The organism is Halorhabdus sp. CBA1104, from assembly GCF_009690625.1.
GTDB lineage: Archaea > Halobacteriota > Halobacteria > Halobacteriales > Haloarculaceae > Halorhabdus.
This window is the reverse complement of record NZ_CP033878.1, coordinates 570,338-596,378: the sequence shown is the minus strand read 5'-3', so window position 1 is coordinate 596,378 and position 26,041 is coordinate 570,338. Positions and strand designations below refer to the sequence as shown.

The window sequence follows — 26,041 nt, the reverse complement described above, 5'->3', positions numbered from 1 at the left end:
GCCCAGCAGTCGGCTCTAGGTTCGCGGCGGTTGGCCGCCCGTTTGGACCTGTTTCCGGATCTGCTCGGGGACCGTTGGGTCCCGCAGCGTCGTCGTGTCGCCGAGGTCCTCGCTGTTTGAGATGTTCTCCAAAACTCGTCGCATGATCTTCCCCGAGCGGGTTTTCGGCAGATCAGAGACGAACAACACACGATCGGGGCGGGCGAAGGCACCGATCTGGTCTTCGACGGCCGCGACGACCTGCTTGCGGACGTCCGCACCGGCCTCGTCGCCGTCCCGAAGGACGACATAAACGTCCGGCACGTGGCCGCGCTCGGTATCCTCACGAGCGACGACAGCGGCCTCGGCAACGGCTTGGACTTCCGTGACGGCACTTTCCAGTTCCATCGTCCCGAGGCGGTGACCGGCAACGTTCATCACGTCATCGAGTCGGCCGAGAATGCGGTAGTACCCATCCTGGCCGTGGACTGCACCGTCGCCGGTCTCGTAGACCCACTCGCGCCAGTCGTCACTCTCAGTGTCCGAAAAGCGCTGCCAGTACTCGGCGATGAATCGCTCGTCGTCGCCATAGACCGTCTGGAGCATGCCCGGCCAGGGCCGTTCGATCACCAGATTGCCGGCCCGGCCACTCTCGGGTTCGATGTGTGTCCCATCGTCCTCGTAAAGGGCGGGCTGGATCCCCGGGCACGGGCGGCCCGCGCTGCCTGGCTTCATGTCGGCAAGCGCCGGGAGATTCGTGATCAGGTGGCCGCCAGTCTCGGTTTGCCACCAGGTATCGACGACAACCGCCTCGGCGTCGCCGACGTGCTCGTAGTACCACTCCCAGGCTTCGGGCTGGATCGGTTCACCGACGGTCGTGAGATGGCGAAAGTCGAAGTCGTGTCCCGCGAGGTGGTCGCTGCCCCACTTCATGAACTGCCTGATCGCCGTCGGTGACGTATGGAAAATGTCGACGTCGTAGCGTTCGGCAATCTCCCAGGTTCGCGATCGGTCGGGGAAATCCGGGGCACCTTCGTACATGAGGCTGGTCGTACCGAGTGCCAGCGGGCCATACACGATATACGAGTGGCCGGTGATCCAGCCGATGTCTGCACCACACCAGTAGGTATCCGTCGGCTTGATATCCAGCACGTACTTCGAGGTGCCCGCAGCGTAGGCAAGGTACCCACCAGTCCGGTGCTGGCAGCCTTTGGGCTTGCCCGTCGTCCCCGACGTATACATCAGGAACAGCGGATCTTCGGCATCGCGGGCGACCGGCTGAACGTCGGCACCCGCTTTCTCGGCGAGAACGTCGTCGACGAGGACGTACGGATCTTCGCCCGCGAGTTCGACCCCCGCTTCGAGATCGTCGTGGCGGGACCACAGCAGAGCCGTTTCGACGTCGGTAGCCGAATCAGCGAGGGCCTGATCGGCTTTGTCCTTGTGATCGAGCCACTCTCCGCGGCGATAATAGCCATCGATCGTCACAAGTACATCGCTGTCGGCGTCGGCCAGCCGGTCGGCCAGGGCGTTCGCCGAGAAGCCGGCAAACACCACCGAGTGGACGGCCCCGATCCGGGCACACGCGAGCATCGTGATCGGCAAGGCTGGCACCATCGGGAGGTGAAGCGTCACAACGTCGTCTTCGGACACACCGACTTCACGGAGGGTCGCTGCAACCTCGTTGACCCGGCGGTGGAGGTCCTGGTACGTCACGGTCCGTTGCTCACCGTCTTCACCCTCCCAGATGAGTGCAGCCTGGTTCTTCCGGTCGGCAAGGTGTCGATCGACGCAGTTTACCGACGCGTTGAGTGAGCCCCCGACAAACCACTCGAAGAACGGCGGATCACTTCCGTCGAAAGTCTCGTCCCACCGTGTCTCCCACGTTAGCAAGTCGGCGTATGCCTCGAATCCGTCGGGAAAGTCCCCGACACGATCGTAGATCGCTGGATCGCTGGCATTTGCCTGGCCGACGAACCGTGGCGGCGGCCGATGATAGTTCCGATCCGACAACCGTGCTTCCAGCCCCACTCCATCATTATCATTCATTAGTAACTCACGACAGTGACCTGCACACTCAGCTACATGAGCGTCAGCAAAGCGGCGACATTCCCTGGTATCAGGATCGTACCCGCAGGTATCGGGCGACGCGAAACCGCCACGAATCGGAGACCGTCAGGGCAGAGCCAACTCGCGGTGGATCAGACGCGCGAAGACAGTCACTCGTCGTCCTGGTACCGTTCGGTCTGCTCGACGAGTGGGTGACGGGCGTAGTCGACGATCGTGATGTCTTCGATCGAAGTCATGTCTTCGTCCTCGGCCGTCTTGGCCATCTCTAAGTCGACTGGTTCGTCGATGGTGATGACGTAGGCGTCCATTTCTTCGGTTCCGAGTTCGACAGCAGCGGTGGTCCGGTGGTGGCCGTCGGCCAACAACAGCTCACCGGCGTTGTCGATAACCACGAGCGGTTCAGCCAAGCCCCGCTCGATTTCGTACATACGGCCTTCGAGTTCGTCCCCGTAGACTTTCGTCTGGGTCGGCTTGAGGGTAGATAGTGAGACGACGCGACGTTCCTGGCCGGTTTCGGCGTCGTGGACGTCCTCGATCGTCTCTCGGAGCTCGTCGACCTTCTCGGGGGTCGCTCGCTCGATCTGGCTGCGAAGGACGTCAGTATTCGTGATGATGCCAACCAAGTCTCCGTCGTCGTCGACGACTGGCAGACGCTGGATGCCCGATCGCAGAATGACGCGGGCCGCGTCGTCGACATCCATCTCGGGGTGGCCGACCATCAGATCGGTCGACATCACCGTCTCGATCGTCACCGACTCATCAGCGAGGAGGAGATCGCTTGCGCTCACAAATCCCTGCACTTCTCGTCCGGTACAAACCGGAAATCCGCTGTGATCGCCACTCTCGGCGATCCGTCGTGCGACCTCACCTACCGTCTCGTCCGGGGCGACTGTCGCGACCTCGTGGGTCATGTATTCCTCGACAGTCGACGAAGTATCAGCACTGGCCATCGTCGTCACTGATGGTGTCTCGGTTGAAAAATCCCTCGCCAGCGCCCGCGGGACCGACAGTGGCTATTCCTCATCCGGTTGGGTGTCTCGAACACGCCACTCGCCTACGTTGGACTCACGGCGATCCGGTTCGGACCCACCGGTGACCCAGCTGTCACTTTCGGGCACGTCGACTGCTGATTCGTCGCTTTGCCCGTAGGTCCCCAGGGACGCCCGCGAAGGATGTAAATCCAATACGTCCAGAAACTGATCGGCAACCAGCTCGTCGACGATATCCACGAGAGAAGGGTCGTCACCGTCGATCGATTCCAGTACCCCCAGTTCGATCTGTGCCCCCGCCATCTCCGCATGGCCGCCGGCACTCCCGATCTGTCCGAACGCAGCCCGCAGCGTCTCACCGAGGTCGAGATCGGTTCCACGAGAGCGCGCCGAGATGTAGACCGTCCCGTCGATGATTCCATACACGAGGGTCGTCGTGATCTCTTCGAGATTGAGGAGCCGATCAGCGGCCTGTGCCAGCGTATCGCGGTCGTTGATCGCCCCCACGCCACTCAACAGGACCGAGCCGTGGCGTTGTCGACGCCTGATCGCTGCAGCGATGGTCTCTACGGTGTCGGAACTGACGCTTGGATTCTCGACGCGTTCCAACCTGCCCAGATCGGCGTTCGCCAGGAGTTCAGCACCGGCCTCGAAGTCCGCGACCGAGACTTCCCGACTGAACTCGTCGGTGTCGACACGGATGCCGAACAAGAGGCCGGTTGCGACAGCCGGCTCGATATCGACCCCGAGTCGGCGGTAGTAATCGACCAGTAGCGTACTCGTCGCGCCGGCATCGCTTCGGAGATCCGCGAACCGAGCGCTGACTGGCCCACGTGGCGGATGGTGGTCGATCACGATATCGACGGGCGTGTCCTCGGGCAGGCCATCGTTGACACCGGGTCGGGCGTGATCGACCAAGGCGAAGCCACCGAATTCGGTGAGGTCCGACTCGGCATCGAGGTTCCGAAGCTCGTATTCGAGGAGGTTGACCATCGCCCGATTCTCCTGATGGTTGATCGACCCGTAGTAACAGGCCTGTGCCGAACAGCCGAAATACTCGATGAGACGCCGTAATGCGACGGCGCTGGCGATCGCATCGGGATCGGGATTGTCGTGCATCACGACAGCCAGCGGACCGTCAATATCGGCCACCACTTTGCGCAGCTCGTGCATCGTCGTCTCGCCGGTCTCGACGCGTTCGGTCAGAAACGTCTCGAAGACAGCGGGAGGGTCGACGAGACGGTCGGCCAGATTGGCCAACGACTGACGAATGTCGGCCGGTGGTTCCAGACCGGCGTACGCCAGAAGAAACGCCGCTGGGAAAGCGTCGCGTGCGAGTTCGGCCGTTTCGAGGTTCCGTGCGGGGTCGTCCCCGGCAACGAGGACGCTGTCTGCGTCGGGGAGCGTTTCGAAGACGCCAGGCTCTGTCGGGTCCTCAACCGTCACGTCGACGGACGGAAATCGTTCGCGGAGCGCTGTTGCGCGCTCGCCGGGGACGACGACCACGACCCGGCCCGGACGGTCACTCAGGGTGTCGATCAGCGTCGCCCCGAGTCTCCCACAGCCCACCACCAGCCGGGTGCGCATGTCCCGACCGTGGGATCTACAGCCCCTAAAAACCTCCCTCCTGGCTCCGGCACGCGCCGGACGATCACTTCAGTCGTTCTTGAAGAAACGACGGATGAACGGCTGCAACCCCCTCGTGGGCCTCGATCTGGTCGTTGATGACGTCGCCAAGCGCGTCGCCGTCGGTCGCACGGACCTCGGCCATCAGCGTGTGGTCGCCACTGGATGTGTACAACGCTTCGATCGCCGAGACATCCTGTAGCGCGCGGGATACTTCGACGTAGGCCTCACTCTCGACGTCCACGCCGACGATAGCAATACTTTCACTCGGGAGTTTCTTGGGATCGACGTCTGCCGAATACCCGACGATGACGCCATCGTCTTCGAGTTGTTGAATGTACTTCCTGACAGTCGGCTTCGAGACACCTACCCGGTCTGCAATCTCGGCGTAGGAGGCCTGGGCGTCGTCCTCTAAGACGTCCAGGATACGCTCGGCCGTCGCTTCGGCGCTCATGAACCTGATTTTGTGATACGTGGAAAAATATCTTCCGAACGTGAAAGGGCTGGCCGGCTTTTTCAGCCGGCAACGCGTCCCATCACACGAGACGGGCCGCGGCGATTACGTGTGGTGTTCCAGCAGGTCGTAGCTGCGCTTCCACTCGGCGTCGTCGTCGAAGTACTTCTCTGCCAGGGGTTCCTCGGGCATCTCACCGGTAGCCTGCTTCTCCTCGGTGTAGGACGGCCGGTCCTCGTCGACGTAGAACCGACCGGTGAGGACCTCGCCCTCGTAGAGTTTCGATTCGACTTCGTACATCATCTGGGCCGCTTCTTCCCGATCAGTGTAGTCGAAGTCGTAGTCGTCGGACTGCTGGACGTCCGTATACGGGACGTACGATTTGGCGTCCTTGTTCCAGGTCGGACACTGGGTCAGGAAGTCGACGTGAGCGAACCCGTCGTGTTCGATGGCTTCCGCCAAGATTTCTGCCGCCTGGTTCGGGTTGGTGGCGGCGGTGCGGGCGACATAAGAGGCACCCGCGGTCAGCCCCAAACTCAGCGGTCGGATCGGATCTTTCGCCGAGCCGTGGGGCTGGGTCTTTGACTTGTGGCCCTTGGGGCTGGTCGGGGACGTCTGGCCTTTCGTCAGCCCGAAGATCTCGTTGTTGAACACGATATAGGTCATATCGTGGTTCTCACGGGCCGTGTGGATGAAGTGGTTCCCACCGATGCCGTAGCCGTCACCGTCACCGCCGGCGGCAACCACTTCGAGTGCCGGGTTGGCGAGTTTCGCTGCACGGGCGATCGGCAGCGACCGGCCGTGAATCGAGTGAAAGCCATAGGACTCGAAGTAGGAGTTGAGTTTGCTCGAACAGCCGATACCGGTCACCGTCAGCACTTCTTCGGGCGTCCGGCCGACTTCCGGCATCGCCTGCTTCAGCGCCTTGAGGACGCTGAAGTCACCACAGCCCGGACACCAGGTCGCCTGCGGTTCGATGCCGGGTGTATATTCTTCTGGGTCAATCTCGCGATCCTGGTCGATTGCGCTGAATGCACTCATGATTAGTCACCTGCCGCTGGGACGAACGTAGTCGAATCCCCCGGGACCTCCGGCTCGTTCTCGACGATCGCTTCGAAGCCCTCGACGATCTCGGCGGGTTCGAAGGGGTTCCCGTTGTACTTCAAGAGGCTCGACAGTTTGTCGCCGAAGCGACCGAGTTCCTTCTGGGTGAGTCCCTTGAACTGGCCACTGGCGTTCATCTCGACGACGACAGCTTCCTCGACGCTTTCGAGGAACTCGGTAACCTCGGTTTCGGGATAGGGCATCAGGTCGCTGACGCCGAGGGCCTTGACTGCCTGGCCGTTCTCGTTCAGGCGGTCGACGGCCTCGAAGACCGTACCTTGCTGGCTGCCCCACGTGATGATCCCGTAGTTGGCGTCGTCCGGGCCACGAGTGGCCTGATTGGAGGCGTCTTTCTCGTCGAGTTCCTCACGAATGCTGTCGAGTTTGCCCATCCGGCGGGCCATCTGTGCGACTCGGTTGTCCGGATCTTCCTCGATGTGACCGTACGCGTTGGTCTCGTTCCCGGACGTGAGATGGCGGCCACCTTCCTGGCCGGGGACCGTCCGCGGGCTGACGCCGCCTTCGACCTCGGAGTCGAAGCGTTTGAAGGTGCCCGATTCGTGGTGGGCAGCCTCCTTGATCTCTTCCTCGGAGAGGACCTCTCCAACGTCCGGATCCGGCTCCCGGTCGAAGAAGTCGATCGGGACCGACCGGAGTTCGCCCTCGATCTTCTGGTCGTAGACGACGATCGCCGGGATCTGGTAGTCGTAGGCGATCTCGAAGGCCAGTCGGGTCTGCTCGTAGGCTTCCTTGATTCCAGCGGGAGCAAAGACGACACGGTTGGAGTCGCCCTGGCTCGTATACAGAACGTGTTCGAGGTCGCCCTGCTCGGGCTTGGTCGGCATGCCCGTCGAGGGACCAGCCCGCATGGCTTCGACGAGGACGATCGGCGTCTCGGTCATCTCGGCGAGACCGAGCGGTTCGGACATCAGGGCGAATCCGCCACCCGAAGAGCCCGACATCGCCTTGACCCCGGTGTGGCTCGCACCCAGTGCCAGGGCCGCGGCGGCGATCTCGTCTTCGACCTGTTCGGCGATGCCACCGAACTCGGACATGTGCTGGGACATGATCGTGAACACTTCCGTCCACGGGGTCATGGGGTAGCCGGCGATGAACCGACAGCCGGCGTCCAGAGCGCCGTATGCGATGGCGTTCGAGCCGTTCATCAGGCCCAGTTCCTGTTCGTTCTCGCCGGTCGGAACAGTCAGATCGTGAGTGTGCTCGAACTCCTCGGCGCGCTCGTAGGCGTCTTCGAGGACGTTCAGATTGTCTTCTTGGATGTCGCCAGACATGTTCTGGCGGATCAGTTCCTCGAAGAACGACACGTCCATGTCGAGCAGCGCGGCCGTGACGCCGACACCAGCGGTGTTGCGCATGACGTCTCGGCCGTGTTCCCGTGCGAGTTCCCGAAGGTTGACCGGATAGACGTGCCAGTCGTTCTCCTCGGCACGCTCTTCGAGATTCAGTTCCGCAACCTCGTCCTCGTCGAACAATCCTGTGTCGTAGACGATGATACCGCCCTCACGGAGTTCGTCCAAGTTCTCCGCGAGTGGCTTCAGTTCCTCGTTGCCATAATAGGCATCCTCGGAAGGGTTGCGAGCGAAACTATCGCCGAGCGATAGCAGGAAGTTGTACCCGTCGCCCCGGGAGGTGACTTCCTCGTCTTTGGCTCGTACTTCGACGTACGTGTGGCCGCCACGAATACGGGACGGATAGTGTCGATGGGTGAAAACGTTCAGCCCTGCCCGCATCAGGGCTTTCGCGAAGTTCTGGCTCGTCGAGTCGATTCCGTCACCGGAACCGCCAGCGATTCGCCAGATGAGTTCGTGTGCTGTCATTGAATATCATCGGCCCAGATGGTGCCGTACAGAACGGACGAACGGACCGACCAAAAGGGTTTGGCTTGTGTCAATTCCCGAATGATTGTGATAATACCTACGTAGGAACAGACCGAACGGTGTCGGGCGTGCTGCTGGGTGCCGGTATCGAGGGAGCTGAGAAGCTGACGCGGCGGTTACGGACCACGAAGCACACACCCGCCGACAGCCCTCAGAGATCGTTCTACGGGTCGAATGAGGGGGCGTATCACATGTCGACAGAGCTGTTCGTCCGGCCAAGACTACCAGGTCGCTCCGTAGAGAGACACTCCCAGTTGCCGACGCCAGCATTAACTTTGGGCTCACTCACGTATCAATATGGATAGCAAACGAATCCTGGCGGGCGCGTCAGTGAGTGCGACTGGGATGGCCGTCTTTCTCATTGCACTGACAGCCGCCACGGCCGGGCTCCCGAGCATCTACGATTTCGGGCTGGCCGGGTTGGGGATTGTGGTCGGCCTGCTATTGGTAGCGACCGGTGCTGGCTTGTTCGCCTTCGAAGAGCTACAGACCGCCCACGTGATCCGGGTGGCGGGCTGGAATGCGCTTGGCGTCGTGGTCCTCGCTCTCGTGCTCGGACTCGTCGTTGCCAGTCCGTCGATCTCACTACCGGCGGCTGTCATCGCCGACGTGCTGGGCGTGAGTGCCATCGCTCACGTCCTCATTGGCGTCAACGACGTGCGCCGTATCAGGGTCGGTGAGCTAGCCCGGGAACGCCAGAAACTGGCAGTGCTCAACAGGATCGTCAGGCACAATCTCCGCAACGACGCCCAAATTTTGCTGGGCAACGCCGAGACGCTAGCGACCAGTCTCGAAGACGAGCGACTGGCGAACATGGCAACGACCGTCGCCGAAACGGCAGACGGGTTGGCGACAATGAACGACAAACTCGGCCAGTTCCAGGCGGCGGTCGATCACGACCCCACAGAGGAACGGACGGTCGATCTCACGGAGCCAGTCGGCGCTGTCGTCGAAGAGATACAGAACGCCTATCCGGACGCCACGGTCGACACCGACCTCTCCGAGGACTGTCTGGTCCGAGCCGACGACAAACTCGCCGTCGCGATACACGAGGCCATCGAAAACGCAGTCGTTCACGGTGGCGAGAACGTTCGGGTGACTAGCTCCCGGGAGGACGGCCGCGTCGAAGTTACCATCACGGACGACGGGCCTGGCATTCCCGACCACGAACTCACGCCTCTCGAAGACGACACAGAAATCACGCAACTCGAACACGGAACGGGCGTCGGACTGTGGGTATTGGACACGATCGTCGATGCGTACGGCGGCACGCTCACATTCGATACCGACGACGGGGCAAGCGTCACGATCAGCTTGCCCGCCGCGTAACCGGGCTCTCTGGGTTCCTGCATCGAGAACGTGGCTTGTAGCCAGCGTACGGTCGGTGTGTCGCCGTTTCGAAACCTTAATGATTAATAATCGCAAAGTATTTGCTCACAGGCTACCTACGTCACGATGTGACGGGACATGACTACAGAGATACTGGTGGCGACTGACGGGAGCGAACGGGCCGAGCCCGTGACAACACGAGCGCTCGAACTGGCCGCGCAGATAGAGGCGACGGTTCACGTACTGTACGTCGTCGACACGCGTCGATACGGTGAGCCGGCGTTGAGCAGCGTCGAGATAGTCATCGACCAGTGTGAAGACGAAGGCAAGCAACACGTACAGACACTCATCGAAGACGGCAAGCGTCGCGGAATTGACGTCGAAGGCCACTGTCGGCGCGGCGACCCGACAGACGAGATCGTCGCCATGGCGGCGGAGGTGGACGTCGATCTCGTGGTTCCATGTCTGGAGGACGTCACGCCGACACACCTCCGACGTCACGGCCTCGACAGGGAGAAGATCGGCGCGACCCAACGGACACTCTCTGCGTGACTCTCTTGGGCCTTAGACTTCGATTGCCTGCATCAACTCGACGAGCTCGTCGAGTTGTGGGAACGTGTACACTTTGACGTCGACGTTCGAGTCGAGCGCCTGGACGTGGGAGTCGAACATGAGTGCCATCTCCGAATCCCGATCGCCAACGAGTTCGTCGATCATGCCGCTGCCCGGCCCGTAGGTGAACGTCGGCGTGGACATATCGATCGTGGTATCGAGGACGTTCGCCCAGCCGTCGATGAACCCCGAGGTCATGATGTTGCCGATCTCCTGGATCGCCGAACGCTCCATCTCGGTAAAGCCATCCTGGTCGGGATCGGCCCCGCCCATGTCGCCGATCATCCCGCGGGCGAGATCTTTCGCGCTCTCGGCGTTCAACAGAAAGAGAATGTGGCCGTGTGGGGGCTCCTCGAGTTGGATACTAATGCCGATCTGTTTGTCGTCACCGACGTGGGTCTTGATGTCGGGGATATCGATGAAGTTGATCTTGGTAATCTCCATCTCCGTCTCCATGTCGGTCATTTGGCTGAGGTGGCCAGCAACTGTGTTGCCGCCCTCTTTGGCCATCTTGTTGAACAGTGCGAGCTTCCGAATGTCGATCATCAAGCTCATGTGCAGTCGTAGAGTTCTGTTTCAAGCCCGCCCTAATAAGTCATGGACCTGCAGTTCTCATCGACGAGAATGACACGTCGGTCACTCGACGCGATAGCCGACCGCGACGCCTTCGCCAACAGGTAACAGTGACGCCTCGAAGGCCGGATCCTCCTGGAGCGCCTCGATGACGGCTGCGATCCCTGCCGACATCTCGTCGGCGTCTCCCCGATCGCCCGCCAGCAGACCACGAACGGCGTCAGCGTCGATCGAGCCGCCCGCGATCGCATTGTCCGCGACGACGATACCCCCGGGTGCAACCTTCTCGCGTATAGCCTCGAAGGCCTCCCGATAGCGTGTCTTCTCGTTGTCGATCAGGGCCACGTCGAACGGGCCGTCGTAGTCCGCGACGATCTCGATGGCATCGCCGTGTTCGTACTGAATCGTCGCGCCGAACTCGCCGCGATCGAGGTACTCTTCGGCGAGGGCGAGTTCGTCGGCATCGATTTCCGTGAGGACGATCTCACCGTCGCCGGGGAGCGCGCGAGCGAACCAGTACGCCGAGTAACCGTATCCCGAACCGAACTCGAAGACGCGCTCGGCGTCGACCATCCGGGCAAGCAATTCCAGCCAGCCACCGACGGCGGGACCGACCGTCGGGAATCCCTCGCGCTCGGCGTACTCGTCCATCTCGACCAGTACGTCGTCCGGATCGGGCCCGACAACGGTCGCAAAATCCTCGATCCACTCCGGTACTGTGGGCATACGCGTACTGGGGCAGCACACGTCAAAACGGCATCGCCGATTGGACAACAATCCGGTACGTTCTTTGGAATGGTTTCTGGACAAGCAGTATGGTCCACCTGTCGCGCCGAGCCCTCCTGGGCAGCCTTGGAACACTGCTCGGCGGATCCTCGGGCTGTCTGGGCAGTGGCACCCTGCCGGATCCAAACGCCACGGATTGGCCCCAGGCTGGCTACGATGCTGGAGCCACGTATTTCAAGTCCGCGGGCTCCCCGCCGGTCGAGGAGCCCCACATGGCTTGGGACGCATCCGTCTGGACGACCGATCTGCAGTCCGACGCGACGCTGACTGATCCAGCGGCGTGGGAAATTCGGACGCCGCTGGTGATCGTCGACGATCTGGCCTACTGCATCGAAGGCGTGATCGTCGATATGGCGGACGGGCGAGTCCGGGAAGCCGCCACGACGACCGATGAGGGGGCGGAACTCGACTCGGACTGTCATCGTACCGACGCTCTGGTCGGGTTCGCACGGACGAACACGTATCAAGACGGCACGCTGGTAGCCACTCGCCGCCACGGAATGCGAGACCACCGGGGCACTGCAGGGGACATCCTCGAAGGACTCAGGCCACCAACGTCGGTCGACGCCGACGGGTGGTGTGAGACGACGAGACGGTGGACGGCGGGCTCGCGTCGGAATTTTGATGCAACCGCCTCCGCAGGACGGATCGAAAACGGTGTTGTGGTGACGGTCGTGCCGGGTGAACGAGCCCCGTTTTGCGTCGTCGCGATCGACGCCGACGACGGGCGTGCCGAGTGGGAGACAACAGTGTCACACCCCGTCGACCGCCTCCGTGTCGAGGACGGCCGCGTGTTCGCCGCAACCAGTTCCGACGCGGGCGGGAAACTATCAGTGTTGGACGACACAGGAAGCAGCACGACCGTGGAAACCGGAGCGGAAACCACCCTCGTTGCCGTCCGGGACGGTATCGCCTACCTTCGGGGGTCTCGATCCCGAGATTCGACTGCTTCGATCGTCGCATTCGACAGCGAGACCGAAGAATGGCACACGCTCATCGACGCACCGTCAGCACTCGACGACCAACTGGCTGGATCGATCGGCGGGATCGGCGACATCGTCGTCGGTCCGGAGCGACTCTACGCTGTGGTGAACACCGATGGGCCGGACGGCGACGTCTGTCTCGCAATGGACCGGAACGACGAAGCGAGCGAATGGCAGCGTCGACTCCCAACGACCACCCGGATCACTGGGACGGACGACGCGCTGTACCTGCACGATGCCGACGGTCGGGCAGTCGCGCTGGACCCGTCGAATGGTGATCGATTGTGGACGTACGAACGACCCACGGTATCCGGCAACGTTGGTCCCGGCCGTCCCGTCGTCGGGACGGAGAAACTCCTCCTTCCGTACGGCAAGCACCTCGTCGCACTGGAGGCACAATGACTCACTCTCGGCAGACTCACTCACGGTTTGGCCGACGACTCGCGCTCGTGATCTATCCGGGTGTCTTCGCGATCGCCGGTGCAGTCGCGGTCGCATCGGTGGTCGGATACCGACAGCTCTCGGTCCCGCTTGCCGATCTGACGCGGCTGTCGCCGCTTTCGCTCGTCAGGGTTCCCGGGATGCCACACTGGGTTGATCCTGCTACGCTCGACCCGGCAGCGGTGGGCGGTTTGGATCCCCTGGTGCTGCTGGGGGCGCTCGGACTCTGGTGTGGGACTACTCTCTCGATCACGGTCGCAGCCGGACTCGTCTGGTGGTGGCGGGCACAAACGCAGACGACTCGAAGACTTCCATTCTCACGGTTCGGCTACCTCTGCCTGTACGGGGTAGTCCTGGCAGGGCTTACCGATCTGCTCTCGTGGGAAATCGCTGGATTAGGAACCCTCAGGTGGATCGTACTGGCAGCGACACTCGTGGTCCTCGGGCGGTTGTTCGTGGCACCAGTAACCATCGTTCGGGACGGTCGACGCCCGCTGGCGGCGATCCGGTGGAGCAACGAGCGGGTCAGCGATCACGGCCTGACACGCTGGACAGCACCCGCAGTCGGCCTGCTGGGAGCACTGGGCCACTTCACCGCACGGCTTAGTACGATTCCGTCTGACCCGTTCCTGGGACTCGTTCTGGCGACGGTCATCGGGACCGCTATCCTCGGACTGGGCCACGCCCTGGCGATGGATCTCGTCTACTGGCCCGTCGAAAAACGGCCGCGTGCGCCACTGACGGACTATTTCGTCGGGTGAGGATGAGACCAGACACGACCGCTACTCGGGCCGGACGCTACCGTCTTTCCACTTGATGTTACAACCGCGCGAAGGGCGGAACTCCGCGGTAATCTCCTCGCCGGCCAGCAGATCCTCGACGATATTGCGCATCTCGAAGGTCTCGGCGTCCTCGTCGGGACTCATCGCGTCGTCGATCCGGCCGTGGTAGGCCAGACGGAACTCGCCGCCGTCGTTTTCGAGCAGGAACGGATCGGGGGTACAGACTGCGCCGTACGCGCGGGCCACGTCCTGGGAGTCGTCGCGGAGGTAGGCGTCATACTGGATCGTGCCGTCTTCGACGAGTTCGACCATGCGTTCGAAGGAATCGTCGGGGTACTCCTCGGCGTCGTTTGCGTTGATGCCGACGACGGCCAGATCGTCGAATTGGGCGGCGAGTTCGTTCAGCGGGTCGAACTTCGCGATCGCGTACGGACAGTGGTTGCAAGTAAACACAACCAGGACAGCCTCATAGTCGTCGAAGTCAGCCAGTGCGTGGGTCTGGCCGTCGGTCCCGGGCAGTTCGAAGTCCGGGGCGACGTCACCGCGTTCGATCGCGTCCCGTTCGGAGTCGAGTGCAGTCATTGCGTTTGAGAAGTACGCGCTCGTCACACAAAGACGTTGAGTCAGCGGAACCCAGCTGTGGTGTCAAGCCGGCGACCACGCGCCCGGACCGCCCAGCAATCGGTTCACTCGTCCAGGCGCTCGCCCAGTGCGCGATCGAACCGTTCTGCAGCTTCCAGTACCTCACTATCCGGATTGCGGACGTACGTGACCTCACCGTCCTGTTTGGGCTCGACGGACTCGAAGACGCCAGCCGAGGCGAGATCGGCGATCGTCTCGTCTAAGTACAGTTGCTTCAGCGTCACGTCGGCTACGTCCGCCAGTTCCGAGCGCGTCACTGGTTCGTCCGGTTCCAGATCCAGTGCCGCATCGAGCAACGCTGCCGCGGACTCACTCGATTCGACGAACTTCCAGCCAGCGCCGGCTGACTCGTTGTAACTCATATACCACGCGTTCGGCAGGTGTCGTGTTAAACGTGATCGTTCCTGGCTCGCCTGCTCGTCGATACTGGTCTGGGAGAGGAATACAACCGTCACCAACTGCGACCGTGTGTCGATCGCCATGGAAGACGTCGAGAGCGTGGCCCACACCGTCAGGGGTTCGCTCGGTAACGGCAGTCAGACGGCCGTCGACGGGCTGTCTCGATAGCGGGGGGCAGCCAGCCCGTTTCGGCCGCCGTTCATTGGCGGGATCCAGACCGCCACGTTTCCGCGAGACGAGGACAGAGCAGTGCAGTATCGACACAGTGTCTCCCGTCCCCGTCGGCGTGGGGTGAGGAACCCCTCCCAACGCCAGATATAACTTTCCGGTGACATAACGGTCGGTCGATGAATTCCCTCGAACTCTCCGTCCGGTTACTGGCAGGTCTCGTGTTGATCCTGACCAACGGTTTTTTCGTCGCGATCGAGTTCGCCCTGACCCGCGCTCGCCAGTACAGCGAAGAGGAGTTTATCGGTGACGGGTCCAACCGAGGACTCCGACGCGCCTGGGAGATGACCCAGGACCTCGAACTGTATCTGACTACCTGTCAGGTCGGAATCACTGCCTCCAGCATCGCCGTCGGGATCGTCGCCGAGCCCGCGTTGGCAGCGATCTTCGAGCCGCTGTTTCACAACACCGTGTTGGCCTCGATCGGTTCGGGTGGGATTCTCGCCTTCCTCATCATCAACCTGGTCCACCTGACTCACGGCGAGCAGACCCCGACGTATCTGGGCGTCGAACGCTCCCGGTGGGTCTCGAGATACGGTGCCCAACCGCTGTACTGGTTCCACTGGTTGATCTCGCCGATCATCACGTTGGGTGATGGGATCGCAAAACTCACGTTGAAACTGTTCGGCGTCGAGATGACCGGTGCGTGGCTAGAAGCCGAGCAGGACGTCATCGAGTCTCGGGCAGACCTGCGCAATCGCGTGGGTACGGCCCTCGAAGAAGGTGGCCTCTCCACAGAGCGTCGCCAAGAAGTGATGAACGCCCTCGCGATCGGTGAACAACCCGTCCGTGACGTTATGATCGAGGCCGACGATATCGTCGCCCTCTCGACGGCGGTAGATTCAGCCGAGAACTTCCGGCGACTGGAGGAACAGCCACACACCCGGTATCCGTTGGTCGGCGAGGAGTTGACCGACTTCGAGGGAATCGTCTACGTCCCGGTCTTGACACGCCATCGCGAGGAACTGGCTGCGGGCGAGGTGGACTTTCCGGACCTGGCTGCCCCGCCGATGACGCTCTCGCCGGACGTCGACGTCAGCGACGCCATCGATCAGTTCCAGGCCGAAAACCAGGAACTCGCCCTCGTCATCGAAGACGGGGATGTCGTGGGCATGGTCACGGTGACGGACCTACTGGAGTCTGTCATGGGTGACGTCGAAGACCCGATCGATACGCGATATCTTCCGGAGTTCGAATAGCGTGTAACGACCGCGGGTGTCCGTTCAGTCTGCTGGCTGCCTGGCGTGCCGGCGTGACCGATGACGTGGATCTGTCCGGACGAGTGTGTCGTCGGACAGCCTCGGGACCACGTTCCGACCGTTGACGTTCATCGCGTAGTTCCAGACATCGCGGCGTCGAGTTTCGTTTTTCTGGGCGTACTCCGGACCGTTCGCCGTTTCGAGCTGGTCGCGGTACAGTGCTATTTCGGTCTCTGTCGGCGCGATCCCGTCGAGATAGCGACTGATGAGCGTGGCCCCGACGTGATCTTCGATGGCGATCTCGCCCTCGTCGCCGGCACTGACGAGGAAGACCGGCTGCTCGTGTTCTCGAAGGTAGGTGCCGATCGCCCTGGCGTTCAGCGGTGCCCCGACGTAGACATCCACCGTATCCCCACCACGCTCACGGAGCGTCGAGACGGTCCGCCCGCCGTTGGTCGAGGTCATACTGACTGGGCGACCATCGACGTCCATTCCCTGGACGTAACTGGGGGAGTTGAAGAAGTCGTAGCCGGCTTCGGGCTCGTAGTCGTCGGTTTTTCCGCCGGCGATCAGCGTCCCCCGGTTCGAGGCACGGTAGTCGAACTCCTGGCCCCGCTCGTCGGGGACGTGGACGGACGTGGCCCCGTTTGCCAGCAACTCGATGACGGTGTTCGAAAAGTGCATCGTATCGATGACGACGTACGCGCCCGGGTCGGGCTCGTCGGGGAGGTCTTCGCACCGCTCGATGAGCCGGTCGTCGAGACGATTGTGATGTGTGTCTACGTGCCCCATACGCGTTCTCGCCCGAGACTACGTACACACAGGCTAAAAGACGTATCTATGAGAGCTACATAGCGGTCCGGAGGTCTCAATGCGAGGGCTGTCTACTGATGGGCAATCGCAGGTTGGTCCCCGAGACGCTCGACCGACCGGACGTCCGCTCGCAGCCGTCCCAGGGCGTCCCTGACCCGTGCCCGCGCTGGGTCGGAGGCCCCGTCGTCGGGACCCCCGTGATCGAGGTGTCGATCGGCACTGGGCAATCGCTGGCTCGCTGGATCGATCCGTTTTGTTTGGTCGAGAATGCACTCGCTGGCCGCTTGAAGACTCGATCCGATGGTGTCGATCTGGTCGGCGACGATCTGTGAGTGCTCGTCGCTCAGTGATACCTCCTCGACGATCTCGGCCAGGCGGACGATCGTTGTGGCGACGTCCTCGAGGCGGCCTGCCATTCGCGTGTATCGGGCGAGCGGCACGCGATCGATCCCCAGCGCGTCCAGTTGTTCGAACGATCGAAGCGAGCGGTTGTGGTGGCGACGGATCAGGGCAGCCAGTCGCGTGACCTCCGGGCGACGATGCTGGACGTGCTCGGTGATGGGCGTCCCCTCGGATAGTCCGTCGACGGTCGTCTGCAGCATCGACGTGACGATCGAGACGGCTTGATCGATCGATTGCCGAACCGAGACAGCCGAGGAATCGAGCATGGCCCGGACGACGAGTGCCGTCGGCTCGGTTTCCAGCACGTTGGTGCCGACGAGCTGTCGACTCACCGTGCGAACAGCCTGGCGATGCTCCGGAGGGAGTGGGTCTTGGGCGACGATCGTGATCCGTTCGAAGCCGGTCACGTAGGCCCCATGGACCAACTGCTCGACGGCGCCGATGCTGTGATCGTCGACGGATAGCGTCACTGACGCCAGTGGCGTTGCTTCGGATTGTTCGCCACGGACGATCAGCGAGCCGTCCCGGTGGGTGTACAGCCGCACGGCCTCACCGGTCTCGAGATTCTGCTTGCGCGCCCACTCTTTTGGCACGGAGACCGTGTACGTGCCGCCGCCGACGGTCTGGATCTTGCGAGTTTCCATCAGTAGATCAACTCCGGATCACCCTCCAAGACGTACAGCGTCCGGGCGGCAACGTTGACAGCGTGGTCGCCAACCCGTTCGAGGTCCCGGATCGTCAGTAACACGCTCGCGATCTCATCGAGTAATGGTTCGAGCGTCCAGGCGTCGATCGCCGGGTCGCGTTCGAGGAGATCCCGCACCAAGCGCTCGCTGGCCCGCTGACAGAGCGTATCGATGTCGTCGTCACGTTCGGCGATCGTCCGACACGCCGTCGCGTCTTCGCCCTCGTACGCCGTGAGTGCGTCCGCGAGCAGGGTGTGAGCGCGCTCCCCGATCGCCTCGATTTCGAGGTCGGGTAGCTGTTCACGGCGACTCGACAGCGCGTAGCGGGCAAGATTCGTTGCCAGGTCGCCGACGCGTTCGAGATCGGTCGTGATCTTGAACGAAGCGGCCACGAACCGGAGGTCGCCGGCGACCGGCTGTTCGAGGGCGAACAGATCGACACAGTCCGACTCGATCGCGAGATACCGGCGGTTTATCTCCTCGTCGCCGTCGATCACCTCACGGGCCTGTTGTGGCTCACCTGCCGTAAGCGCCTGCAGTGCCGTCTCGAACCGGTCGAGGACGAGTTCGCCCATCTCGACGACGGCCGTCCTGAGATCGGCAAGCGCTTCACGGTAGGCCTCTCGTGCCATCGAATCACCCGAACTTGCCGGTCACGTAATCCTCGACGCGCTGGCTCTCGGGGTTCTCGAAGATGGTGTCGGTGTCGTCGTACTCGACGAGTTCGCCGCCGGTGAGGAAGACGGCGGTCTGATCTGAGATCCGGGCGGCCTGTTGCATGTTGTGCGTGACAACAACGACGGTGTACTCCTCGGCGAGTTCCTCGATGAGGTCCTCGATCTTGGCGGTGGCGATCGGGTCCAGCGCCGAGGCAGGTTCGTCCATCAGGATCACCTCGGGGTCGACCGCGAGACACCGCGCGATACAGAGGCGCTGTTGTTGCCCACCCGAGAGTCCGAGGGCGTTGTCCGCCAGCCGCTCATTCACTTCGTCCCACAGCGCCGCCTGCCGGAGTGTGCGCTCGACGAGTTCGTCTTCTGCGTCTTTCTCGTCGCGCCCGAGCAGTCGAGCCGCCAGTCCGCGGTTGATGTCCCCGTGCTTTCGAGGGCCATAGGCGACGTTCTCCCGGATCGACTTGGGGAACGGGTTCGGGGATTGAAACACCATTCCGATCCGCTTGCGGAGTTCGACCAGATCGACGCCCTCCTGATAGATGTCCTGGCCGTCGAACTCGACAGATCCCTCAATGCGTGCGCTCTTGATCCGGTCGTTCATCCGGTTGAGCGAGCGCAGGAACGTCGATTTCCCACAGCCCGAGGGGCCGATCAGCGCCGTGACGCTCTGTTCGGGAATATCCATCGAGACGTCTTTGATCGCCCGCTCCTCGCCGTAGTAGACGTTCAGATTGTCGACCGACAGGACGGCCTCGCTCCCGAATTCGTAGTCGACCCATTCCTCGCGGGTGTGTTCCGTGCTCTCGCCTTTCGTCGTCTCGATTTCCGTGCCTGTGCTGCCTTGGGATGCCATCGTCGTCTCAGTCATGGTGTAGTTTCCTCCGGAAGTAGCGCCGCGAAGCGACGGCCACGGCGAAAAACGACAGGACGACGCCGAGCAACACGAACGCCGTCGCCCAGCCGAACGCCAAGTCATCAAGCACGCCGGCGGTGATGATCGCGTACAGCTGGTATGGGAGCGCACTCGCCGATTCGAGCAACGCCGGATTGGTCACCGACACGAACGGCGGCTGGGCCGTCAGACCCACCTCGAAACTCGAAAGGATAGCCGGGGTGTCAGTCGGGGCGACCGGCCCGTTCAAGACGAGCAACAGCGGGGCCGTCTCGCCGGCGATGCGGCCGACCCCGAGGATGACGCCGGTGATGATCCCCGGCATCGAGGCGGGGACGACGACCTCCCTGATCGTGTCCCACTTGCTGACGCCCAGCGCGGCGCTGGCGTCACGATACTCGTCGGGGACGCTCTGCATCGCCTCCCGGCTCGTGACCAACACGAGCGGGAGTAACATGAATCCGAGAACGAGCTGGGAGGCAAAGATCGACCCGCTGTTGCCAAATCGCGGGACGATAAACGCCAGCCCGAACAGCCCGAAGACGATGCTCGGGGTACTCCAGAGGCCGTTCGTCGCCACATCGACGCCCTTGGTGAAGAGGCTGTCCTCGGCGTATTCGGTGAGGAACACGGCCGCGCCGACGGCGATCGGCACGGCGAAGGCGACGGCGCCGACGACGATCCAGACGGTCCCGATCAGCGCCGGCATGACCCCGCGCTGGATCCCGAGGCCCTGTGTCGGGTTCATCACGAACGGCCAGTCGACGGTCCCGCTCGCGACCAGTCCCACGGTCTCTGTCCCGATCGACGTCCCGGTGACGAGCACGTGCAGTGACGCGGCCAGCACTCCCAGGAGGAACAGCTGCGTACTCGATCTGAGCGGCGGAATCGAGGCGGGCGACGGGCTGTCCTGGAACCGCGTACTCAGATTCGCGGCGATGGCGACACCGCTCAGGACACAGACGGCGATAGCGCCCGGTCCGACCAGCGGGATGCCGGCCACGGCGAGGGAACCGACGACGAGTTCGACGAGGACGCCGGCCACGAGCACGATCGCGAGACCGACGCCGGCACGCTTGAGGGTTCGGGGCCGTGGGTCGGACGGCCGCCACGGCGTTGCTTGCCTGACGGCCAGCAGGGCGAGGCCACTGACGAGGGCGGCCGGCAGCGCGCCGACGGCCGCCGTCGGCTGGATCGTGGCCGTGGCTGTCGTGAGCGCGTTCCCGGTCACGATCGTGTATCCGAGGGCCAAACTGGCCAGCGCGAGCGTCCCCGCGAGCGCGAGCCACAGGTACACCGCAACGAGGGTAACCCCGGACGCGGAGCCCAGACCGCGCCGCCCGCGCCGGACCGAAACGACAAGCGGGAGCACGAGCGCGACCAGTAGCGTCCCGGAACTGACAGAGAGGTTCTCGACGGCCGTCCCGATCCCGCGCTCGGCGACGTACACCAGGAGGAAGGCGAGCACACCCATGACCAGGAAGACGACCAGCGAGACGAGCAGGAACGCACCGTGCTGTCGGCCGCGTGCGCCGAAGCCGCCGTAGGCCTTGCCGGCGGTCCAGCCCGCGAACAGACTTCCAAGCAGTGTCAACACCGGGACGACGACGTCAGCGGGGAACGTCGCCGCGAACGCTGCTGACTCCCACGCCCATCCGGGGCCGAGCACGCCAGCGGTGACGAGTCCACCGACCAACAGCAGGAAGGCCCCGACGGGCAGCGTCGAGCCGAGGTCCTCGGGCGACGCGAGGGTCGCATATCCGACCGCGCCGCCGACGACTGCCGCCAGTGGCCAGGCGATGGTTCCCAGCGCCCAGCTGGCCACAGCGCCAGCCGTCGCCAGCCAGAGCGTCGCGAGGACGACACTGACGAGAAGTCCGGGCGACTCGTTGGGCGTCGTCGCAACGTCAAAGCGTCGGGACCCGAGTCCGAGTGCGACGACGAGGGCCCCCAGGCCCAGCAAGGCGATGCCGAAGTACGTCAGCCCCGTGACGCCGAACCCCGCTTCGTCGGTCGGCACCCAGCCGAAGAACGTAGCGACGGCCCCAGCGAAGAGGACGAAGGCGGCTCCGACCGTTCCGGCGGCGATACGATCGTACCCCGTCGACCCTGTATCGACGAGTTGTCTTCGATATGCGTCGCTCATTGATTGCCCTGCAGTTTCCGTTCCATTCGCATCTCGACCAGCTGTGAGGCGATACCGAGTCCGGTGACGATGACCAGCAGGACGACGCCCGCGGCGAACAGCGCACTCCAGAACGTCTCGCCGGGCGTGACGTGCCCGTAACTGCTGGCGATGAACGTCGTCAGCGTTTCCGTGCTATCGAAGACGTTGTACCCTGTCGGTTCGGGGAGCCGACGGCTGTGTGAGATCATCACCGTCGCGGCCATCGTCTCGCCCATCGCGCGGCCGATCCCCAGCAGGACGGCCGCTGAGACGCCGGAGAACGCCGCCGGGACGGTGACGCTTTGCATCGTCTGCCAATCGGTCGCTCCGACGGCGAGGGACCCGTCTTTCATCGGCGAGGGCACGGCCGCAAGGGCGTCCTCCGCGACCGAGATGACCGTCGGCAGCGCCATGAACCCGATGACGACCCCGATCGCGAACAGCGCGCCGGGGTTGACGGAGAGGCGACCCGTGATGTAGGGGTTGATGATCGTGAACCCGATGAACCCATAGACGATCGAGGGGATACCCGCGAGGATCTCGACGGCCGGTTTGACGATATCACGGAGCCAGCCGGGCGCGATCTCGCTGATGAACAGCGCGCCGGCGATCCCGAGCGGTCCGGCGACCGCGACCGCGACGATCGTCGTGAGCACGGTCCCCCAGATCATCGGGACGAGCGAATACTGGCCCTGGCTCGCGGACCACGCGTTCCCACCGAAGGGATTGATCAGGTCCAATCCGGCCGTCTGGAACGCCGGAATTGCCTCCAGAACGAGGAAGACGGCGATCAATCCCAGCGTGACCAGGGCGGATACGGTCATCAGGAACGTCATGATCTTGGCTGTCAGGGCCTGGCGGAGGCCCCAGCCCAGTCCGAACACGAGCAGAAACGACATCACGAAAAACGGCGTCCAGACCGACTGGACGAGAAACCCGACGAAGGCGGCGACGATCAGCGATAGCTGTCCGACGGCCAGCAGCCGACCGATCCAGCCCAGTCGCTCGACCGACCGGCGAAGCGACCGGCCACGTTTGTGCGCCCATCGAGCGACGGCGGACAGCGCGTTCGGCGACTGATATTCAGGTGTCATCGTTGTAAAGACGAATAGATACGTCCAAAGTTCCCATTCTGTATACTCCCGGAGAGCTGTCGTCTTAGACCTGATCGGGGAGCTTCGCGCGTTCTTCTTCGCGACGACTTTCCGGGAGCTTGAAGTAGTTCTGTGGCTCGACGAAGTTGGTCTGGCCGAAGTCAGAGAGAATCATGTTGAGGAACGCGGCTTCCTTCTTGGAGGTCCCGTTGTAGGTGTACATGTGGAGGTCGCGGTTGAGCGGATACTCCTTGGCACCGAGGTTCTTGCCGTACTCGTAGACGGTTCCCTCGAGGTCGAGCGCGATCGGCGGTGTCACGCCGTCGGGCTCGACGAACGCCAGCGCGATGTAGGCGATGGCGTTGTCGTTTTGCTCGATGAGGGTTTTGACCTGCTGGTTTTGCCCTTTTCGGGTGTCGGGCTCGATCGGGGCGTCGGGGTCGCCATAGAGGTTCGCTCGGAACGCGGTGTCGGTTCCCGAGTCCTCGGAGCGACCGACCGCGTAGATCTCCTTGTCCGGGCCGCCGAGTTCACTCCAGTTGGTGATCTCTTTCTTGTAGATCCCCCGGAGTTCCTCGCCGGTGATCTGTTCGACGCCCGCGTCGTAGATCTCCCGGCTCACGACGATCGGCTGGCCGTCGACGCCCACGACGTGATCGACGATGTTATCCAGCTCTTCGTTGTCTTCACCGAGGATCGACTCGGCGGTCGAACTGGCGTCACCGATGTCGACGCGTTTGTTGATGACCGCTTCGACGCCGGTCCCCGAGTGACTGAGCGCGATCTGCGTACCGAACGGCGGGACGCTGCGCTCTTCGGTCGGCTCGAAGCCGTACTTGCTCGCCCAGTAATCGGCGAGGTGCATGTCCGTGTCGATGTCGTACTGGCCGGGTCCCCAGTACTCTTTGTCGTCGGCCGGCGGATTACCGTTCCACAGTCGGCCCGCGTCGTTCGCGATCGGGTACACCGTCGAAGAACCGTCGGCCTTCAGGGTCGAGGTGTCCCGAGAATTCGATTCCGTCGGCGTCGGAGTGTTCTGATCGACAGTATCCTGCTCACCATCCTCGACGTTGGCTTCAGGCTCAGCCGTTGTGTCGCTGCCCCACTGCAACCTGCCAGCGCGGCCGCCCCGAGCGCGCCAGCCGACAGGATGAATTTCCGCCGTGATGCACTGTCCGGACGCGTCGAATCTCGCGTCATCAACGTAGACGGGGGCAGATTTGACTAAAGGGGTTTATAATAGGGGCATGGGAAGATACGATATGCTCCGGTCGGCTCGGTGGGAGTACGAGTAGATCAGATCGTTGTTGCGGGATATACAGCAGTACATAGTGCTCTGTAGCAGTGCCAGATATCGAAGACTGCAACCAGAGCGGCCGCTACCGACACATGTGTCAATATTCGATCGCGCTTGTTCCACTCCCCTTTCAGGGTAACACCGAGTCTAGTACCGAGTGCGTTCCCCCCATTATCGTCTCCTCGAACTCGTCGTTGCCACAAACCTCACACGCCTCGGGAGCGCCCTCGCTGACGTGCATGACGAGTGTCCGCGTCTGCAGGTTGCCACACTGAGTGCACTGCCATTCTTTCGTCATGGTTAATAATCGGCATCTCCGTATATTCAATCTTTCGTCAGCAACAATCTATAAATATATTGGAGGGTTGACGCCGGAAATCCATCTCCCGTTCTGGCGTGCTAGGAAACACACCGATCGGCAGACAGCGCCAGTGAACGACAGTGTGGGCAAGTCGATCGAATCGGCGTCCGTCTGTCGAGGAGGGACGACCCGACGATCTGACTCAGGATTCGGTGACGGGGCCGTCAGTCTCGTAGTCGGCCCCCCAGCGACGGTCGTTGTAGGATCGCTGGCGGTCGACCTCGAACTCCTGGCCGATGCGGTCGCGCAACTGCTGTTTGCCCGTCACACCGATCCTGGCGAGTTCGTCGGCTTTCGCGACCGCCAGCGGTGGCCCGCGTTCGGCGGCTACGTCCGCGACGATCTGTCTGGCCAGTCGCTCCCGACGGTCAGGATCGCGCGTCACGGCGTACGGTGCTTCGACGCGATAGACCAGTTCATCGCGAGGATCGAACAGGGCGAAAAAGGTCACTTCGTAGGCTTCTGGATCGAGATGGCGGTCGATCCCGAGTGCGTTGCCAGCCGTCGAAAGCGGCCGGTCGGTCCCGACCCGAGAGTGAAACCAATTGGTGTAGGTGATCGCGTCGGTCCGGAGGTCGCCAGCTTCGGTCCGTGAGAGGACGTGTTCGAAGAAGGCGTTGTCGTTCGCCCAGGGCGCAGTCGCCTGCTCTCGAATTGCCCGAATCAAGCCGTTCGCGGCGCTGTTCTTGACGAATCCCACCAGCGGTACGTCCCGCTCGACGAACTGTTCGACCAATCGCACGTAGTTTTCGACGACGTCTCGCGGTCGTTTGTCCCCTTCGAGGAGGTCGGCGAGTTCGGGGTGGCGGTCGGCCCACGCAAGGAGGCCTGTCGGGTAGATCGGTCCGTCGAGGATCAGTAGATCCTCGACCTCGCTTGCGTGTTCGAGGGCGTGGTGACTCTCGGCGAGGTACAGCGCCAAGGCGTGAACGACGGTCTGGGCATAGCGGTCGACACGCGGGACTTCGAGTAGGCGAGTGTGTGTATAGCCTTCGTCGTCTTGTTCCCATGCATCCTGGCCCAGGGACTGGCGCTGGTCGTTGGTGTGGGCGCTGACGACGACTGTCCGCTCACGGTGGAGATCGAGCGCCGAGGGCACGCCGGCCATCGCGGCCTGGGCGACGTCCAAGACGAGTCCGTTTTTGAACGTCGTCGGGTTGATCGTCCCCGAGTCCAGTCCGTGTTGGGTGTCGAACGGTCGCTCGGCTAGGGCCACGTCGGGGAGTGGCGCTGCCCGGCGACACTGCTCGTCGAGTGGTTCGACGACTGGATCGCCGTCCCGATACAGCGGGTCCAGAAATTCAGTCCAGGCCGTCTCGGCGAGGTCCTGGTGGTCGGCATCTTCGACGCGATCGCCGAGCCGACCGGCCAGGCGCGCGATCCCCTCGACGTGCACTGGGTCCAACGTCATGGCCCCGTATTTGGTGTACGCGCTCAAAAATCAGTCGGGGCTCCGAACAGCCCCCAAAGGAGATTATATCCTGAATTATAATGCGTTATCGATGGACACACGTGCTGGCGAGGCAGGATTTACCGGTAAATATCAAAAGGTATTACGCTC

At 62.7% G+C, this 26,041-nt stretch carries 23 protein-coding genes and 1 pseudogene; 5 read left to right on the top strand and 19 right to left on the bottom strand.

Annotated elements, in window-relative coordinates; translation table 11 throughout:
• Window positions 1-15 precede the first annotated feature (15 nt).
• The 6 genes from acs to Hrd1104_RS03125 all read right to left on the bottom strand — a co-directional run bounded on the left by acs (window position 16) and on the right by Hrd1104_RS03125 (window position 8,060).
• Window positions 16-2,028, bottom strand: a complete 2,013-nt coding sequence (gene acs / locus Hrd1104_RS03150; protein ID WP_154551385.1) for an acetate--CoA ligase — start codon at window positions 2,026-2,028, stop codon at window positions 16-18.
• A gap of 170 nt (window positions 2,029-2,198) precedes the next feature.
• On the bottom strand, window positions 2,199-2,999 hold the full coding sequence (locus Hrd1104_RS03145; protein ID WP_154551384.1) for a CBS domain-containing protein: 801 nt from the start codon (window positions 2,997-2,999) through the stop codon (window positions 2,199-2,201).
• 63 nt (window positions 3,000-3,062) lie between these two features.
• The gene (locus Hrd1104_RS03140) at window positions 3,063-4,625 is read right to left on the bottom strand and encodes a DHH family phosphoesterase (protein WP_154551383.1); all 1,563 of its coding nucleotides are present in this window, start codon (window positions 4,623-4,625) and stop codon (window positions 3,063-3,065) included.
• A 64-nt stretch (window positions 4,626-4,689) separates the two neighbouring features.
• Window positions 4,690-5,118 carry an HTH-type transcriptional regulator LrpA1 gene (lrpA1, locus tag Hrd1104_RS03135; RefSeq protein ID WP_154551382.1) on the bottom strand — a complete coding sequence of 143 codons (429 nt, stop codon included), beginning with the start codon at window positions 5,116-5,118 and terminating at the stop codon, window positions 4,690-4,692.
• 105 nt (window positions 5,119-5,223) lie between these two features.
• Window positions 5,224-6,159: a thiamine pyrophosphate-dependent enzyme gene (locus Hrd1104_RS03130; RefSeq protein WP_154551381.1), complete on the bottom strand. Its 936-nt coding sequence runs from the start codon at window positions 6,157-6,159 to the stop codon at window positions 5,224-5,226.
• Window positions 6,160-6,161: 2 nt separating this feature from the next.
• Complete coding sequence (locus Hrd1104_RS03125; RefSeq protein WP_154551380.1) at window positions 6,162-8,060, bottom strand: 2-oxoacid:acceptor oxidoreductase subunit alpha; 1,899 nt, start codon at window positions 8,058-8,060, stop codon at window positions 6,162-6,164.
• A gap of 357 nt (window positions 8,061-8,417) precedes the next feature.
• Here Hrd1104_RS03125 and Hrd1104_RS03120 point away from each other — a divergent pair, with 357 nt between their 5' ends.
• Together Hrd1104_RS03120 and Hrd1104_RS03115 are read left to right on the top strand one after the other, a co-directional pair.
• The gene (locus Hrd1104_RS03120) at window positions 8,418-9,449 is read left to right on the top strand and encodes a sensor histidine kinase KdpD (RefSeq protein WP_154551379.1); all 1,032 of its coding nucleotides are present in this window, start codon (window positions 8,418-8,420) and stop codon (window positions 9,447-9,449) included.
• Window positions 9,450-9,587: 138 nt separating this feature from the next.
• Complete coding sequence (locus Hrd1104_RS03115) at window positions 9,588-10,001, top strand: universal stress protein (protein WP_154551378.1); 414 nt, start codon at window positions 9,588-9,590, stop codon at window positions 9,999-10,001.
• A gap of 12 nt (window positions 10,002-10,013) precedes the next feature.
• On the opposite strand, the gene Hrd1104_RS03110 is transcribed toward Hrd1104_RS03115, so the two are convergent.
• On the bottom strand, window positions 10,014-10,616 hold the full coding sequence (locus Hrd1104_RS03110; RefSeq protein ID WP_195837619.1) for a chemotaxis protein CheC: 603 nt from the start codon (window positions 10,614-10,616) through the stop codon (window positions 10,014-10,016).
• An 81-nt stretch (window positions 10,617-10,697) separates the two neighbouring features.
• Window positions 10,698-11,360 carry an O-methyltransferase gene (locus Hrd1104_RS03105; protein WP_154551377.1) on the bottom strand — a complete coding sequence of 221 codons (663 nt, stop codon included), beginning with the start codon at window positions 11,358-11,360 and terminating at the stop codon, window positions 10,698-10,700.
• Window positions 11,361-11,449: 89 nt separating this feature from the next.
• On the opposite strand from Hrd1104_RS03105, the gene Hrd1104_RS03100 reads away from it, so the two are divergent.
• Window positions 11,450-12,805 carry a PQQ-binding-like beta-propeller repeat protein gene (locus Hrd1104_RS03100; RefSeq protein ID WP_154551376.1) on the top strand — a complete coding sequence of 452 codons (1,356 nt, stop codon included), beginning with the start codon at window positions 11,450-11,452 and terminating at the stop codon, window positions 12,803-12,805.
• A complete protein-coding gene (locus Hrd1104_RS03095; RefSeq protein WP_154551375.1) occupies window positions 12,802-13,605 on the top strand; it encodes a hypothetical protein in 804 nt (267 codons plus the stop codon). Before Hrd1104_RS03100 ends, Hrd1104_RS03095 begins: the two co-directional genes overlap by 4 nt.
• Window positions 13,606-13,626: 21 nt before the next feature.
• Here the strand turns inward: Hrd1104_RS03095 and Hrd1104_RS03090 are convergent, their stop codons facing one another.
• Entirely contained in the window at window positions 13,627-14,208 is a 582-nt protein-coding gene (locus Hrd1104_RS03090; protein ID WP_154551374.1) for a thioredoxin family protein, read from the bottom strand.
• 104 nt (window positions 14,209-14,312) lie between these two features.
• Window positions 14,313-14,750 carry a hypothetical protein gene (locus Hrd1104_RS03085; RefSeq protein WP_229770520.1) on the bottom strand — a complete coding sequence of 146 codons (438 nt, stop codon included), beginning with the start codon at window positions 14,748-14,750 and terminating at the stop codon, window positions 14,313-14,315.
• Window positions 14,751-15,014: 264 nt separating this feature from the next.
• Here Hrd1104_RS03085 and Hrd1104_RS03080 point away from each other — a divergent pair, with 264 nt between their 5' ends.
• Window positions 15,015-16,094: a CNNM domain-containing protein gene (locus tag Hrd1104_RS03080; RefSeq protein WP_154551373.1), complete on the top strand. Its 1,080-nt coding sequence runs from the start codon at window positions 15,015-15,017 to the stop codon at window positions 16,092-16,094.
• Between the two features lie 24 nt (window positions 16,095-16,118).
• Here Hrd1104_RS03080 and Hrd1104_RS03075 read toward each other — a convergent pair whose 3' ends face one another.
• From Hrd1104_RS03075 to Hrd1104_RS03040, 9 genes and pseudogenes are all read right to left on the bottom strand, one after another.
• Window positions 16,119-16,886 (bottom strand): 2-phosphosulfolactate phosphatase, encoded by a 768-nt coding sequence (locus Hrd1104_RS03075; RefSeq protein ID WP_154551372.1) that lies wholly within the window; start codon window positions 16,884-16,886, stop codon window positions 16,119-16,121.
• Window positions 16,887-16,978: 92 nt separating this feature from the next.
• Window positions 16,979-17,953, bottom strand: a complete 975-nt coding sequence (locus Hrd1104_RS03070; RefSeq protein ID WP_154551371.1) for an AbrB/MazE/SpoVT family DNA-binding domain-containing protein — start codon at window positions 17,951-17,953, stop codon at window positions 16,979-16,981.
• Window positions 17,953-18,627: a phosphate signaling complex protein PhoU gene (gene phoU, locus Hrd1104_RS03065; RefSeq protein WP_154551370.1), complete on the bottom strand. Its 675-nt coding sequence runs from the start codon at window positions 18,625-18,627 to the stop codon at window positions 17,953-17,955. Before phoU ends, Hrd1104_RS03070 begins: the two co-directional genes overlap by 1 nt.
• Before the next feature lie 4 nt (window positions 18,628-18,631).
• Window positions 18,632-19,537 carry a phosphate ABC transporter ATP-binding protein PstB gene (gene pstB, locus Hrd1104_RS03060; RefSeq protein ID WP_154551369.1) on the bottom strand — a complete coding sequence of 302 codons (906 nt, stop codon included), beginning with the start codon at window positions 19,535-19,537 and terminating at the stop codon, window positions 18,632-18,634.
• Entirely contained in the window at window positions 19,530-21,065 is a 1,536-nt protein-coding gene (gene pstA / locus Hrd1104_RS03055) for a phosphate ABC transporter permease PstA (protein WP_370454841.1), read from the bottom strand. The genes pstB and pstA overlap by 8 nt, the downstream gene beginning before the upstream one ends.
• 638 nt (window positions 21,066-21,703) lie before the next feature.
• Complete coding sequence (gene pstC, locus Hrd1104_RS03050) at window positions 21,704-22,822, bottom strand: phosphate ABC transporter permease subunit PstC (protein WP_154551367.1); 1,119 nt, start codon at window positions 22,820-22,822, stop codon at window positions 21,704-21,706.
• 64 nt (window positions 22,823-22,886) lie between these two features.
• A pseudogene (locus Hrd1104_RS03045) lies at window positions 22,887-24,022 on the bottom strand (PstS family phosphate ABC transporter substrate-binding protein).
• A 227-nt stretch (window positions 24,023-24,249) separates the two neighbouring features.
• Window positions 24,250-24,417, bottom strand: a complete 168-nt coding sequence (locus tag Hrd1104_RS13020) for a hypothetical protein (RefSeq protein WP_195837618.1) — start codon at window positions 24,415-24,417, stop codon at window positions 24,250-24,252.
• Window positions 24,418-24,622: 205 nt separating this feature from the next.
• Entirely contained in the window at window positions 24,623-25,891 is a 1,269-nt protein-coding gene (locus Hrd1104_RS03040; protein WP_154551366.1) for a DNA double-strand break repair nuclease NurA, read from the bottom strand.
• Between the last annotated feature and the right edge of the window lie 150 nt (window positions 25,892-26,041).